This is a genomic window from Streptomyces sp. WELS2, assembly GCF_013870595.1.
Classification (GTDB): domain Bacteria; phylum Actinomycetota; class Actinomycetes; order Streptomycetales; family Streptomycetaceae; genus Streptomyces.
In genome coordinates this window covers 1-14,543 of record NZ_JACBWZ010000086.1, presented here as the reverse complement: position 1 = coordinate 14,543, position 14,543 = coordinate 1, and the positions used below count along the sequence as shown (strand labels likewise).

Below are 14,543 nucleotides of genomic sequence, written 5' to 3'. Positions count from 1 at the left end.
GTGCTGGCGGCCGGCGCCGGACGGCGTCTGCGCCCCTACACCGACACGCTGCCCAAGGCGCTGGTGCCGGTGGGGCCCGAGGGCGTGGAGGGTGAACCGACGGTCCTGGACCTGACGCTGGGCAACTTCGCCGAGATCGGGCTGACCGAGGTCGCGGTCATCGTCGGCTACCGCAAGGAGGCCGTCTACGCGCGCAAGGCGGCGCTGGAGGCGAAGTACGGCCTGAAGCTCACCCTGATCGACAACGACAAGGCCGAGGAGTGGAACAACGCCTACTCGCTGTGGTGCGGCCGTGACGCGCTGCGCGACGGGGTGATCCTCGCCAACGGCGACACCGTGCACCCGGTCTCCGTGGAGAAGGCGCTGCTGGCCGCGCGGGGTGAGGGCAAGAAGATCATCCTCGCCGTGGACACGGTGAAGAAGCTGGCCGACGAGGAGATGAAGGTCGTCGTCGACCCGGCGAAGGGGATGACGAGGATCACCAAGCTGATGGACCCGGCGGAGGCGACCGGCGAGTACATCGGTGTGACCCTGATCGAGGGCGGGGCGGCGCCCGAGCTGGCGGACGCGCTGAAGACGGTCTGGGAGAACGACCCGCAGCAGTTCTACGAGCACGGGTACCAGGAGCTGGTCGACCGGGGCTTCCGGATCGACGTGGCGCCGATCGGCGAGGTCGACTGGGTCGAGATCGACAACCACGACGACCTCGCGCGGGGACGGGAGATCGCGTGCCAGTACTGACCCGGCTGATCCCCTCGCCGGTCGTCGTGGACATCCGCCCGGGTGCCCTGGACGACCTGGCGGGCGTCCTCGCCGACGAACGCATCTCGCAGTCGGGCCGGCTCGCCATCGCCGTCAGCGGCGGCTCCGGTGCCCGGCTGCGCGAGCGGATCGCCCCCGGCCTGCCCGGCGCCACCTGGTACGAGGTCGGCGGCGGCACCCTGGACGACGCCATCCGGCTGGCCGACGAGATGAAGCCCGGCCGCTACGACGCGGTGGTGGGCATCGGCGGCGGCAAGGTCATCGACTGCGCGAAGTACGCCGCGGCGCGCATCGGGCTGCCGGTGGTCGCCGTCGCCACCAACCTCTCGCACGACGGCATCTGCTCGCCCGTGTCCATACTGGGCAACGACGCCGGCCGGGGCTCGTACGGCGTGCCCACGCCCATCGCCCTCCTCGTGGACCTCGCGGTGGTGCGGGAGGCGCCGATCCGCTTCGTGCGTTCGGGCATCGGCGACGCCCTGTCCAACATCTCCGCGGTCGCGGACTGGGAGCTGGCCCACCGGGTCGAGGGGGAGCGGATCGACGGCCTGGCCGCGGCGATGGCCCGCCAGGCCGGCGAGAGCGTGCTGCGCCACCCGGGCGGCTGCGGTGACGACGGGTTCCTCACCGTGCTCGCCGAGGCCCTCGTGCTCTCGGGCATCGCCATGTCGATCGCCGGTCACACCCGGCCCTCCTCGGGCGCCTGCCATGAGATCGGTCACGCGCTCGACCTGCTGTACCCGAAGCGGGCGGCGAGCCACGGCGAGCAGGTGGGCCTCGCGGCGGCCTTCGCCACGCATCTGCGGGGCGACCACGAGGGGGCCCGGCAACTGGCCGGCGTGCTGCGCCGCCACGGACTGCCCGTGCTGGCGCGGGACATCGGCCTGGACGACGAGGAGTTCGCGCGGGCCGTCCGGCTGGCCCCGGAGACCCGGCCGGGCCGGTACACCGTCCTGGAACACCTGGAGCTGTCGCCGGAGGGCATCGAGGAGGCGTACGCCGAGTACGCCGCCGCGGTCACGTGCTGAGCCGTGGCCCGGTTTGACCCCCCTGGCCGTGGCCCCGTAACCTGGACCGTCGGCGTGTCCATTGAACACGCCACATCCCCGTAAACCTCTTCCTCCCGGGCAACGCGGTTGGCCGGGAGAGGTCGTCTGTGGTGTTTCTGGGCGGCTGGCCTGCGGGGGTGCCGGTTCTTAAGCGAGCGAAAGTGAGATCCGCGTGTACGCCATCGTGCGCAGCGGTGGTCGCCAGCACAAGGTTGCTGTCGGCGACATCGTTGAGGTTGACAAGATTTCCACCGCCAAGGTTGGCGACACGGTCGAGCTCTCGACCCTGCTCGTTGTCGACGGCGACTCCGTGACCAGCGACCCGTGGGTCCTGGCCGGCATCAAGGTCCAGGCCGAGGTCGTGGACCACCACAAGGGCCAGAAGATCGACATCCTGCGCTACAAGAACAAGACCGGTTACCGTCGTCGGCAGGGTCACCGCCAGCAGTACACGGCGATCAAGGTCACGTCGATCCCCACGGCTGCGAAGTAAGGGACTGAGGAGAAATGGCACACAAGAAGGGCGCATCGTCCACCCGGAACGGTCGCGACTCCAATGCCCAGCGGCTCGGCGTGAAGCGCTTCGGCGGTCAGGTCGTGAGCGCGGGTGAGATCCTGGTCCGCCAGCGCGGCACCCACTTCCACCCCGGCGCCGGTGTCGGCCGTGGCGGCGACGACACGCTGTTCGCCCTGCAGGCCGGTGCGGTGGAGTTCGGTACCCACCGCGGCCGCAAGGTCGTGAACATCGTTCCGGTCGCCTGAATCACCAGATCGTCTGATCGCCTGATTCAGCGCTGAACGCTTTCGCGAGGCGGACCTCACTTCCCGGGCGGGAAGGCGGGTCCGCCTTTCGCGTGTTAACACAGGTAAAACCCCGTTCGTCTTTTGGAGGCACCCCACCATGACCACCTTCGTGGACCGCGTCGAACTGCACGTCGCCGCGGGTAACGGAGGCCACGGCTGTGCCTCCGTCCACCGTGAGAAGTTCAAGCCGCTCGGCGGCCCCGACGGCGGCAACGGCGGCCGGGGCGGTGACGTCATCCTGACCGTCGACCAGTCGGTCACGACGCTGCTGGACTACCACCACTCCCCGCACCGCAAGGCCACCAACGGCAAGCCCGGCGAGGGCGGCAACCGCTCCGGCAAGGACGGCCAGGACCTGGTCCTGCCGGTGCCGGACGGCACGGTCGTGCTGGACAAGGCGGGCAACGTGCTCGCCGACCTGGTCGGCCACGGCACCTCCTACATCGCCGCGCAGGGCGGCCGGGGCGGCCTCGGCAACGCGGCGCTGGCCTCCGCCCGCCGCAAGGCGCCCGGCTTCGCGCTGCTCGGCGAGCCCGGCGACGTCCACGACATCGTCCTGGAGCTGAAGACCGTCGCGGACGTGGCCCTCGTCGGCTACCCGAGTGCCGGCAAGTCCTCGCTGATCTCCGTGCTCAGCGCGGCCAAGCCGAAGATCGCCGACTACCCGTTCACGACGCTGGTCCCGAACCTGGGCGTGGTGACCGCGGGCTCCACCGTCTACACCATCGCCGACGTGCCCGGCCTCATCCCCGGCGCCAGCCAGGGCCGCGGCCTCGGCCTGGAGTTCCTGCGGCACGTGGAGCGGTGCAGCGTGCTGGTGCACGTGCTGGACACCGCCACGCTGGAGTCCGACCGCGACCCGGTCTCCGACCTCGACGTCATCGAGGCCGAGCTGCGGGAGTACGGCGGCCTGGACAACCGGCCCCGCATCGTCGTCCTGAACAAGATCGACGTACCGGACGGCAAGGACCTCGCCGAGATGGTCCGCCCCGACCTGGAGGCCCGCGGCTACCGCGTCTTCGAGGTGTCGGCCGTGGCCCACACCGGTCTGCGCGAGCTGACCTTCGCCCTCGGCGAGCTGGTCGCCAAGGCGCGCGCGGCGAAGCCGAAGGAGGAGGCGACCCGGATCGTCATCCGGCCCAAGGCCGTGGACGACGCGGGCTTCACCGTCGTACGCGAGGACACCGGCGGCGAGCCGCTGTTCCGGGTACGCGGCGAGAAGCCCGAGCGCTGGGTCCGCCAGACCGACTTCAACAACGACGAGGCCGTCGGCTACCTGGCCGACCGGCTGGGCCGCCTCGGTGTGGAGGAGCAGCTGATGAAGGCGGGCGCCCGCGCGGGCGACGGCGTCGCCATCGGCCCCGAGGAGAACGCGGTCGTCTTCGACTGGGAGCCGACCGTCATGTCCGGCGCGGAGATGCTCGGCCGCCGTGGCGAGGACCACCGCTTCGACGAGCCCCGCCCCGCCGCCCAGCGGCGCCGGGACAAGCAGGCCGAGCGCGACGAGGCGCTGCGGGAGTTCGACGACTTCGAGCCGTTCTAAAGCGGTCCGGGCGGTGCCGGTCGTGGACCGGCGGGGGCCGTGACGCCCCGGGGCGGCGCCGTGCGGCGCCGCCCGTTCGTCGTTCACGGGTGGCGGTGCCGCCAGCCCTGCCAGGCCGACTCGATCATGTCGTCCAGGTCGTGCGCGGCGCTCCAGCCGAGCTCCCGCCGGATGCGGTCGGCGGAGGCCACCACGCGGGCCGGGTCGCCGGGGCGGCGCTCGGTGACCTCGGGCCGTACGTCCTCGCGGCCGGTGACCTTCAGGATGCGGTCCACCATCTCGCGCACCGAGCTGCCCTCGCCGCGGCCGATGTTGAGGACGAGGGACGTGCCCGCCTCGGCGTCGGTGAGGCGGCGGGCGGCGGCCAGGTGCGCGCCGGCGATGTCCTGGACGTGGATGTAGTCGCGTACGCAGGTGCCGTCCGGCGTGGCGTAGTCGTCGCCGAAGATGCGCGGCGCCGCACCGGCCTCCAGGCGCTCGAACACCATGGGGATGAGGTTGAAGACACCGGTGTCGGAGAGCGCGGGCTCGGCCGCCCCGGCCACGTTGAAGTAGCGCAGGGAGGCGGCGCGCAGTCCGTGCGCCCGGGCGGCGGCGGTGAGCAGCCACTCGCCGATCAGCTTGCTCTCGCCGTACGGGCTCATGGGCGCGCAGGGGGTGTCCTCGGTGACGAGGTCCACGTCCGGCATGCCGTAGACCGCGGCGGAGGAGGAGAAGACGATGCGGTCGACCCCGTTGGCGGTCATGACCTCCAGCAGGGTCTGCAGCCCGGTGACGTTCTCCCGGTAGTAGTGCAGCGGCCGCTCGACGGACTCGCCCACCTGCTTCTTGGCCGCGATGTGCACCACGCCGGTCACCTGGTGGTCACGGATCGTCCGCTCCAGCCTGTCGGCGTCCAGTACGCTGCCGACCACCAGCGGGACTCCCTCGGGCACCCGGTCGGCGCTGCCGGTGGAGAGGTCGTCGTAGACAATGGTCTCCTCACCACCCGCGATCAGGGTGCGTACCACGTGCGCGCCGATATATCCGGCGCCACCAGTTACCAGCCAGCTCATCGTCACCTCTTCACAGCGGCGGTCAGTCTGTTCAGCCTGTCTCCCGGCCCCGGAAAAATCGAATCGGGCGAATCCGGTTCCATGCGGAGTAATAGGACAATGCCGATGCGGTGACTGTCGGTAAGATGACAAGTGGCCCCGACGGAAACAACCTGTTAATCCTCTACGCTGATGGACGGTGTGCACTCGGGTCGGCGATGGCCGCATGTGCCGGCCGCGATCGCGTCGTCAAAGTCCGCCACGGAGACAGGTTGCTAAGGATGCCAAGGCTCTCTCTCGTCGTCCCCGTCTACAACGTGCAGGGCTACCTCGCAGAGTGCCTTGAGTCGGTCCTCGGCCAGGACTACCAGGACTTCGAGATCGTCGCGGTCGACGACCGCTCCCCGGACGGCTCCGGCGCCCTCCTGGATGAGTACGCCGCCCGGGACGATCGCATTCGTGTGATCCACCTCATGGAGAACGTGGGCCTCGGCCGGGCCCGCAACGCTGCTCTGGAATCGGCGCGGGGCGACTACGTCCTCTTCCTGGACAGCGACGACACCCTGGCACCGGGCGCGCTCGGCGCGATAGCGGAGCGGCTGACGGCCGCCGGCGATCCCGATGTACTGATCTACGACTACGTCCGCACCTACTGGGACGGCGAGATACGCCCGAACCAGAAGGCGCGTCTGCTCGCGGAGGCCGGCCCGGGGGTGTTCTCCCTCGCCGAGCGTCCGCAGCTGCTCAACCTGCTCCAGATCGTCTGCAACAAGGCCTACCGCCGGGACTTCATCGCCCGCGAGGGCCTCACCTTCCCGCCGGGCTACTACGAAGACGCCCTGTGGACCTTCCGCTCCCTGATCAGCGCCGAGCGCATCGCCGTGCTGAACCGCGTCTGCCTGCTGTACCGGCAGCGGCGCGAGGGCGGCAACATCCTGGCCACCGTCAGCCGCAAGCACTTCGACATCTTCGACCAGTACCGCCGCGTCTTCGAGTTCCTCGACACCCGCGAGGACGCCGGGCAGTGGCGCGCACCGCTGTTCCGCAAGATGGTCGACCACTACCTGGCCATCCTGGAGCGTCCCGGCCGGCTGCCGCGGGACGCGCGGGCCGAGTTCTTCCACCGCGCCGCCGCCGACTACCGGGCCCGGGTGCCCGCCGGCTTCCGCAAGCCGGTCGGCTCGCGCGGCAAGAAGTACGCGCTGCTGGAGCGCGACGCCTACGCCGGCCTGGTGGGCGCCAAGGCCGTCGTGAAGCTGCGCGCCAAGGCGAGCGGCTACGCGCGCACCACCCTCCGCCGCACCAGACGCACCGCGCTGAACCTCGACTACCGGCACCAGCTGAGACTGCCGCTCGACGAGAACCTGGCGGTGTTCTCCGCCTACGGGGGCAGCGGCGTGTCCTGCAACCCGGCGGCCATCGACGCCGAGCTCGCCCGCCGCGCACCCCACATCCGCCGGGTGTGGGCCGTCCGCCCGGACGCGGTGGACAAGCTGCCCGAGGGTGTCGACTTCGTCCGGACGGGGTCGCGCGAGTACTGGGCGGCCCTCGCCCGCGCCACCTATCTGGTCGGCAACGAGAACTTCCCGGACGCCGTGGTGCGCCGGCCGGGCCAGATCCATGTGCAGACCCACCACGGCACCCCGCTCAAGACCATGGGGCTGGACCGGCGGCAGTACCCGGCCTCGGCGGGCACCGACTTCGCCGCACTGCTCCGGCGCTGCGACCGCTGGACCTTCAGCCTCGTCTCCAACCACTTCTCCAGCGCCGTGTGGCAGCGGGCGTACCCGTGCTCGTACACCTCCCTGACGACCGGCTACCCGCGCAACGACGTCCTGCTCAACTCCACCGCCGAGGACGTGCGCGAGGCCCGTCGCGAGCTCGGACTGGGCGAGGGCGTGACGGCCTTCCTGTACATGCCGACGCGCCGCGAGTACCAGCGTGGCTCCGTGCCGCGGCCGGACCTGGCGAAGCTGGCCGGGCGGCTCGGGCCGGACGCGGTGCTGCTGGTGCGGCCGCACCCCGGCGAGCGCCCGGAGCAGTGGCCGGACGAATGGCGCTGTGAGGGCCGGATCGTCGATGTGTCCGACCACCCCGCGGTCGAGCGTCTCTACCTCGCCGCCGACTGCCTGGTCACGGACTACTCCTCGGCGATGTTCGACTACGCCAACCTGGACCGGCCGATCGTCGTCCACGCCGGTGACTGGGACACCTACTCCGTCGTGCGCGGCACGTACTTCGACGTGCGCGCCGAGGGGCCGGGGGCCGTGGCCACCACCGAGGAGGAGCTGGCCGAAGTACTCTGTTCCGGCGCCTGGCGCGGGGAGCGGGCCGCCCGGGCACGCGATCGGTTCCGTCGCCGCTTCTGCGACTTCGACGACGGTCGTGCGGCGGAGCGTGTGGTACGCCACATTTTCCTCGGAGAGGAACTCCGGGATCTGCCGCCGGTCGTCCCACTGGACGAGCGGACCCCCGCCCCGCCGCCGGAGCCGTCCCGCGACGCGTCGGCCCTGATATCCACCCACACGAGCCAGAGGTAGCCGCTGCAGTGTCCCAGCAACCCGACACAACGCCCGACATCAGCGTCGTAGTCATCGTCTACAACGACGCGGCACGTCTTCCGACCGCCGTGCAGTCGGTCCTGGACCAGACGCTGCGCAATGTCGAGGTCATCATCGCCGATGACTGCTCCACCGACGGCTCCTTCGAGGTCGCGCAGCAGCTGGCCGCCCGCTCGGACCGGGTGCGCGCGATCCAGCTGCCGGAGAACAGCGGCGGCTGCGGCGAGCCGCGCAACCAGGGCATCGCCGTCGCCCGCGGCCGCTACGTGATGTTCCTGGACAGCGACGACACCCTGGAGCTCAACGCCTGCCGCAACATGCTCGACGCGGCCGAGGCCACGGGCGCCGACCTGGTCTCCGGGCTCTGCCTGCGCGTCCACATCGACAGCCGGAACGGCAAGAAGGTCAAGTGGTACCCGTGGCTGTACCGGGAGACCCGCACCTTCGACTCGGTCGCCGAGATACCGGACCTGATGGTCTTCGACACCCTGTCGACGAACAAGTGCTACCGGCGTGAGTTCCTGCTGGACAACGGCCTGACCTTCCCCAAGGGCATCCACTACGAGGACCTGCTCTTCTCCGCGCAGGCCTACCTGGCCGCCTCCCGGATCACCCTGATCCCGAACACGGTCTACCACTGGAACGTGGTGGAGAAGGCCGCCGCGAAGTCGATCAGCAACCGGCGCCACGAGATCAACAACTTCGCCGACCGCGTGGAGATCCACCGCCGGATCGACCGCGTCCTCGCGGAGCGGGGCCAGAGCGAGCTGAAGCTCCACAAGGACCGCAAGTTCCTCAAGCACGACCTCGTGCTGTACCTGCGCGACCTGCCCTTCCTGGACGACGACTACCGCCACCGGTTCGCCGAGCTGGCCCGCGGCTACATCCAGGGCTTCTCCCCGGAGGCCTACGAGGAGCTGTCCCCGGTCCACCGGCTCTGCGCCTACCTGCTGCTCCAGGAGGACTGGAAGAACCTCACCCCGGCGATCGACACCCTCATCAACCCGCGCAAGGTCTCCAGCCCGCTGGCCGAGCACGACGGCCGGGTCTACTGGTGCGCGGAGCACCTCGACGACCCGCTGGCCCGCAAGATCCTCGACGTCACCGACCTCGGCTACCACACCCGGCCGGTCCAGCGCATGTGGCTGCGCAACCAGGTGACCTCCTACGCGGAGAACCCCGCCGGCATCAAGGTGTCCGGCGCCGTCGTCAACCCGCTCGGGGTCATCCCGCCGGGCGCGGAGCTGAAGGCCGAGCTGGAGTTCCGCGCCCGCCGCAGGAGCCTGCAGAAGTTCCGCTTCCCGGTGCAGAGCGTCCAGCACGAGGGCGAGTCGGTGGCGTGGCAGGCCACCGTGCCGCTGGCGGCGAAGTTCCGCCCCCTCGGCATCGTCGACGAGGTGTGGGACGTACGCCTCTACCTGAGCGTCGACGGCGTCCAGTCCACCAGCCGGCTCACCGTCGGCCAGACCGCGCTGGAGGACGCCGGCGTGGTCCGGGTCCGTCCCCGGCTCGGGCGGATGACGGCCGACCGCCTCGTGCCGCACGCCTCGGCCAAGGGCCACCTGGCCTTCCGGCTCACCCAGCACGGCACGCTCGCCCAGCGCACCACGACGCTGGTGCGGCGCAACCTGCAGAGCCCGCCCGCCGCGATGGCCAAGAAGATGGCGCGCAAGGTCGTCAAGGTGCGCAAGGACCTGCACTCGGGCCCGCGCAAGATCGAGACCTACCACCGCATGATCCGGCTGCTGCCGATCCGCAAGGGCACGGTCGTCTTCGAGAGCCACCTCGGCAAGCAGTACAGCGACAGCCCGCGGGCCATCTACGAGGAGATGCGCCGCCGCAACCTGCCCTTCCACGCCATCTGGTCCTACGCCGGTGAGCGTCCCACGGGCTTCCCGGACGACGTCGAACTCGTGCGCCGCTGGTCCTGGCCCTACCTCAGGGCGCTGGCACAGGCCGAGTTCTGGATCGACAACCAGGGCTTCCCGCTGAAGCTGAACAAGCGCCCGGAGACCACGTACATCCAGACCTGGCACGGCTCCGCCCTGAAGCGGATGGGCTTCGACGAGCCGAAGTACCGCATCAAGCCGGAGCACGAGCAGCGCGCCTACCAGGAGGCGATCGACCGGTTCGACTACTTCGTGGTGCGCGGCCGGCACGACGAGCGGACCCTCGCCCCGGCCTACCGGATCACCGAGGACAGGCTGCTGCGCACCGGATACCCGCGCAACGACGCGCTCGTGAGGGCCCGGGACGCCGGCACCCTCGACCCGGCCGCCCGGGAACTCGCCGAGCGCCTCGGCATCCGCCTGGACCGCCCGGTGGTGCTGTACGCCCCGACGTTCCGGGAGCAGAACGGCAAGGTCAAGAAGTTCGAGTTCCCGTTCGACGTGGACGAGTTCGCCGACCGCTTCGGTGACCGCTTCACCCTGCTGGTGCGCACGCACTACCTGAACAACGTCACGCTGCCGCCCTCCGTGGCCGGCCGGGTCGTCAACGTCAGCGGCGAGCCGGACATCACCCCGGTCCTGCTGCTCGCGGACGCGCTCATCACCGACTACTCCTCGGTGATGTTCGACTACGCACTGCTCCAGCGTCCCATGGTGTTCTTCACCTACGACTGGGAGGAGTACGTCGACAACAGCCGCGGAACGTACTTCGACCTGTCGCAGGAGGCCCCCGGTCCCGTCGTCCACACGGCGGAGGACCTCTTCGGCGTCCTGGAGGACCTGGACGGCCTCGCCTCCGGACAGGAGGCGCGCCTGAAGGAATTCGTGGCCCAGTACGGCGAGTACGACCGCGGCGACGCCGCCGCCCAGATCGTCGATCGCTTCTTCGGAAACCGGGGAGACGCCCGATGACACAGCGTGACATCATTTTCGTGGCCAACGAGGTCAACGAACTCGGCGGAGTGGCCCGCTGGCAGGCGCTGATGGCCGAACTGTTCGCCGAGGAGGGCCACCGGGTCACCATCGTCGGCATCGCGCCGCCCGAGGTGCCCATGGACCTGGGCGACAACCCGCCCTTCACCACGGTGACGCTCTACGACGAGCGCCCGCCCGGCCGCTGGCAGGCCCGCACCCTGCTGGACCGGGCAAACCTCCCGGCCCGGCGCCGCGAGGCCGCGCGCGAGGAGGGCATGCGGGCGGCCGCCGACCGGCTGTCGGCCATTTTCCGGGCCGCCCGGCCCGGAGCGATGATCATCGTGACCCAGGTGTGGGCCATGGAGTGGGTCGCGCTCGCGGACACCGCGGGCCACCCGGTCATCGGCATGAGCCACGAGTCCTACGAGTACTCGCGCGGCTCCTCCCGCTTCGGGCGCGTCGAGCGGTACTACAAGAACGTCGACCGCCTGCTGCTGCTGACCCGCGAGGACGCCGACCTGTGGATCGGCCGGGGCATGAACAACGTCGGCTACATGCCCAACCCGCTGCCGATGATGCCGGAGATCCCCTCCGAGCGCACCGAGAAGATCGTCGCGAGCATCGGCCGCCTGGGGCACCAGAAGGGCATCGACATGCTCCTGGACGTGTGGGCGGAAGCGGCGCCCAGGCACCCCGACTGGCTCCTGAGGATCTACGGCTCCGGCCCCGACGAGGAGGCGCTGCGCAGCCAGTGCACCCGGCTCGGCCTGGACGACCGGGTGGAGTGGGCCGGGCAGACGGACGACGTCGCCGGCGCGCTGCGCGGGGCGTCGGTGTTCGTCCAGTCCTCCCGGGGCGAGGGCTTCCCGCTGGCCCTGCTGGAGGCCATGGCGTGCGCGGTGCCGTGCGCGGCCTTCGACTGTGCGCCGGGCGTGCGCGAGATCATCCGTGACGAGGAGGACGGTCTCCTGGCCCGTCCCGGGAACGTCCCCGAACTCGCCCAGAAGCTCGGCCGGCTGATGGAGGACGCCGACCTCCGCGACCGGATGGGCGAACTCGCCCGCAAGAACGTCCAGCGCTACTCGCCGAAGGTCATCCGTGACCGGTGGGAGGAACTGTTCAGGTTCCTGGAGCGCTGACGACCTCAGGCATGACAGAAGGGCCGGCCCGTCACGGGCCGGCCCTTCCGTTGTAGGGGTACGTCTGCTGCTCGTGCGCCGGGACTAGCGGACGACGTAACCGAAGCGGGCGCCGGCGGCCGGCAGACCGCCCTTGCCGGGCTGGTACGTGGTGATGGCCGCGTTGGTACCGCCGGCCGTCACGTTGGACAGCGGCAGCCCGTAGGCGGTGCCGTAGGTGGACGGGCCGTAGGGCATGCCGACGTACAGCTTGGTGCCGGTGTAGTGGATGCTCATGCCCAGGTGCTGGCCCGCGCCCGCCGGGCCCGGGATGCCGGAGGTGCCGGCCTCGATCCAGCGGTTGTTGTCACCGCGGGAACCGAGCAGCGAGAACGTGGTGATGGCGCCGGCGCCGGCGGTGCTGCCGATCGCCTCGTCCGGGATGCCGACGGCGAGCTTCATCGTCGCCGTGCTGCCCACCGCGCGCGGCGCGGTGTTGACGGCGGCCACGGACTGCCCGAAGTGGTCGCCGGCCTCGGAGGTGCCGGTCATCTCGTCGGACGCGGTGCCGGAGTAGTACGTGTTGAGCTGGCTGTAGGTGCCCGCGGCGGTGATGCGGAAGGTGAGCACCAGGCCGGCGTCGGCCTTGTTGACGCCGTCGATGTCCAGGTCCTCACCGGGCGAGCCGACGGCGAGGATGGAGTCGGTGGCCGCCGCCGCGCCGGACGGGCGGTAGTCGACCAGCGCCAGCGACTTGCCGAAGAGGTCACCGGCCTCGGCGGCACCGCCGACGGTGTCCAGGTCCTGGTCCAGACCGAACAGCGGGGTGGGCTGCTGCGCCGAGTTCAGCTTGTGGGAGAAGACGGCGAGGTTGCCGGCGTTCGCCTTGCTGCCGATCGTCTCGTCGGGGGCACCGATGACCAGGTGGTTGGAGTCGGCCGCGAGCACGGCGCCGAAGCCGTCGTTGGCCTCCACGGCGCCCGGGACGCCGGTGGTGTCCTGGCTGATGCCGGTGTTGGTGTCACCGTGCACGTAGAAGGCCATGCCCGCCTTGGCGACCGTGCCGATGGACTCGCCGGGGGCGCCGATCACGATGAACGGCTCGCCGGCGGCGGTGGTGCCGGCCGCGAGGGCCTGGCCCAGACGGTCACCGGTCTCCGGACCGCTCGCCTTCAGGGACCCGTTGCCGTAGCCCTGCTCGAAGTGGGTGCTCTTCGTGGCACCGGTGCCGAGGCCCCCCGGAGCGCCGTACAGCAGGTCGGCCATGCCGGCGTCGGTGGCCTTGTCCAGGTCCTCGGAGGGGGTGCCGACCACCAGGTCCGTGCAGCCGTCCTCGTTGTAGTCGACGGTGGCCAGGCTCTCGCCGAACCAGTCGCCGGGTTCGGCGCCGCCGCTCACCCAGTCCAGGTCCTGGTTGATCTCCGCGGTGCCCTTGCCGCCGCCGTACACGATGCGGACCACACCGGCGCCGTCGTCACCGCCGACGGTGGCCTTGGGGTCGGCGATGGCGGTGTCCTCGACGCCGTCACAGTTGAAGTCGGTGATGCGGGGCGCGCCGACGGTGGAGTTCACCCACGAGGCGAGGCCGTCGACCCGGGCGGCGATGCCACCGGTGCGGGTCTCGGCCGGGTCCATGCCGTAGCAGCCGCCCTGGTAGGACTGGCTGTTGAGGGCCACCAGCTGGGGCGTGCCGCCGGAGACGCGCACCACCGGGCCGCCGGTGTCGCCCATGCAGGCCGCAGCGCCGTCCTTGCCGGTGACGGCGGCCGTCGTGGCGGCGGCCGAGTCCACCGTGAGCGCGCCGGTGTGCAGCTTCAGCGGCGCCCACTCGGTCTTGTTGCGGCCGAATCCGGCGAACTGCAGCTCCTCGCCGGCCGCGGGGGCGGTGGCCGACAGGGCGATGGGAGCGACGTTGGTGACCGGCCGGTTCAGGCGGGCCAGCACCACGTCGCGGTCGGTGCGCGGGACCAGCTGGACGATGCTGCGCACCGCTCCGTCCGAGCCGCCGAGGTCCAGGCGGCCGATGGTGGCGGTGGCCCCGGACTTGGGCTTGCCCGCGGGGACCGTCAGGCCCGCGGCGGGGTCGTCGACGAAGCAACTGGCCGCGGTGAGCAGCCACTCGGGGTCGACCAGGACACCGGAGCAGCCGCGGTCGTGGTCGCCGACGACGACTTGCGCGGTGTAACCGAAACTGGCGTCGGTGACGGGCGTGCCGGTGACGGCGGACGCGGGTGCGGCGCACACCGCTATCGGGCCCGCGATCAGGGCAGCGGCGAGCGCGGACAGGCGCACGTGTCTGGTGAGTCGCATGAAGTGCTTTCCTTGGACATGGTCTCGAGGACCGGAGGGCTCGGTGGTCGGCGGGCGAACGGCGCGGTGGGGGCCGTTACTTGGAGGTCCTGATCTCCACGAGGAGGTGCTCACGGCCCTCCGGGTCCGCGCTCTCGCCGACCGGGGTCCAGGTGTTCTTCGGGATGTCGAAGGACTTCTCCTCCGCGCCGACGGTCATGTCGACCTGGGCCGCGTAGTCGTTGCCCCGGATGACGTAGACGGAGGGGATCTCCAGGGACAGCCAGCCGCTGTTGCCGGTGACCTGGAAGCAGATCTTGTCCTTGCTGCGTGCCCAGACCTCGAGGTAGCCGGTCCCGTTCGCGCAGTCGGCGAGCGTGATGTGGCCGTCGCCGCGCTTGAGGACGATGTTCTTCTCGGCGAGGATCTTGTCGGCGTACGGGTAGGCGTAGTTCTCGACGGCGTACCCGGGGGCCTCGCCGGCGAGAACTACGCCTACCCGTACGCCGACAAGATCCT

At 70.7% G+C, this 14,543-nt stretch carries 11 protein-coding genes; 8 read left to right on the top strand and 3 right to left on the bottom strand.

The genetic code is table 11. The annotated features are described in order from the left end of the window. The 5 genes from H5J33_RS08345 to obgE form a co-directional block, all read left to right on the top strand. Positions 1 to 741: phosphocholine cytidylyltransferase family protein (locus H5J33_RS08345; RefSeq protein ID WP_258564960.1), on the top strand; the 741-nt coding region annotated here is incomplete at its 5' end. After that, entirely contained in the window at positions 729 to 1,790 is a 1,062-nt protein-coding gene (locus H5J33_RS08340) for an iron-containing alcohol dehydrogenase family protein (protein WP_181794240.1), read from the top strand. The genes H5J33_RS08345 and H5J33_RS08340, both read left to right, overlap by 13 nt. A 193-nt stretch (positions 1,791 to 1,983) precedes the next feature. Beyond that, positions 1,984 to 2,304, top strand: coding sequence for a 50S ribosomal protein L21 (rplU, locus tag H5J33_RS08335; protein ID WP_028422127.1), 321 nt, complete (start codon positions 1,984 to 1,986; stop codon positions 2,302 to 2,304). A 14-nt stretch (positions 2,305 to 2,318) separates the two neighbouring features. Continuing rightward, positions 2,319 to 2,573, top strand: a complete 255-nt coding sequence (gene rpmA / locus H5J33_RS08330; protein WP_030605064.1) for a 50S ribosomal protein L27 — start codon at positions 2,319 to 2,321, stop codon at positions 2,571 to 2,573. A 139-nt stretch (positions 2,574 to 2,712) separates the two neighbouring features. After that, positions 2,713 to 4,158 carry a GTPase ObgE gene (gene obgE / locus H5J33_RS08325; RefSeq protein WP_181794239.1) on the top strand — a complete coding sequence of 482 codons (1,446 nt, stop codon included), beginning with the start codon at positions 2,713 to 2,715 and terminating at the stop codon, positions 4,156 to 4,158. 83 nt (positions 4,159 to 4,241) lie between these two features. On the opposite strand, the gene galE is transcribed toward obgE, so the two are convergent. Further along, on the bottom strand, positions 4,242 to 5,213 hold the full coding sequence (galE, locus tag H5J33_RS08320) for a UDP-glucose 4-epimerase GalE (protein WP_181794238.1): 972 nt from the start codon (positions 5,211 to 5,213) through the stop codon (positions 4,242 to 4,244). Between the two features lie 260 nt (positions 5,214 to 5,473). Between galE and H5J33_RS08315 the strand changes: the two genes are divergently transcribed. From H5J33_RS08315 to H5J33_RS08305, 3 genes are read left to right on the top strand one after another with little or no spacing between them, the layout of a single operon-like run. After that, positions 5,474 to 7,732, top strand: coding sequence for a bifunctional glycosyltransferase family 2 protein/CDP-glycerol:glycerophosphate glycerophosphotransferase (locus H5J33_RS08315; RefSeq protein WP_181794237.1), 2,259 nt, complete (start codon positions 5,474 to 5,476; stop codon positions 7,730 to 7,732). An 8-nt stretch (positions 7,733 to 7,740) separates the two neighbouring features. Continuing rightward, on the top strand, positions 7,741 to 10,614 hold the full coding sequence (locus H5J33_RS08310) for a CDP-glycerol glycerophosphotransferase family protein (RefSeq protein ID WP_181794236.1): 2,874 nt from the start codon (positions 7,741 to 7,743) through the stop codon (positions 10,612 to 10,614). Next, positions 10,611 to 11,756 (top strand): glycosyltransferase family 4 protein, encoded by a 1,146-nt coding sequence (locus H5J33_RS08305; RefSeq protein ID WP_181794235.1) that lies wholly within the window; start codon positions 10,611 to 10,613, stop codon positions 11,754 to 11,756. The genes H5J33_RS08310 and H5J33_RS08305 overlap by 4 nt, the downstream gene beginning before the upstream one ends. Positions 11,757 to 11,840: 84 nt before the next feature. On the opposite strand, the gene H5J33_RS08300 is transcribed toward H5J33_RS08305, so the two are convergent. Next, entirely contained in the window at positions 11,841 to 14,045 is a 2,205-nt protein-coding gene (locus tag H5J33_RS08300; protein ID WP_181794234.1) for a trypsin-like serine protease, read from the bottom strand. Between the two features lie 76 nt (positions 14,046 to 14,121). Further along, on the bottom strand, positions 14,122 to 14,543 hold a 422-nt coding region (locus H5J33_RS08295; protein WP_220212088.1), incomplete at its 5' end, for a hypothetical protein.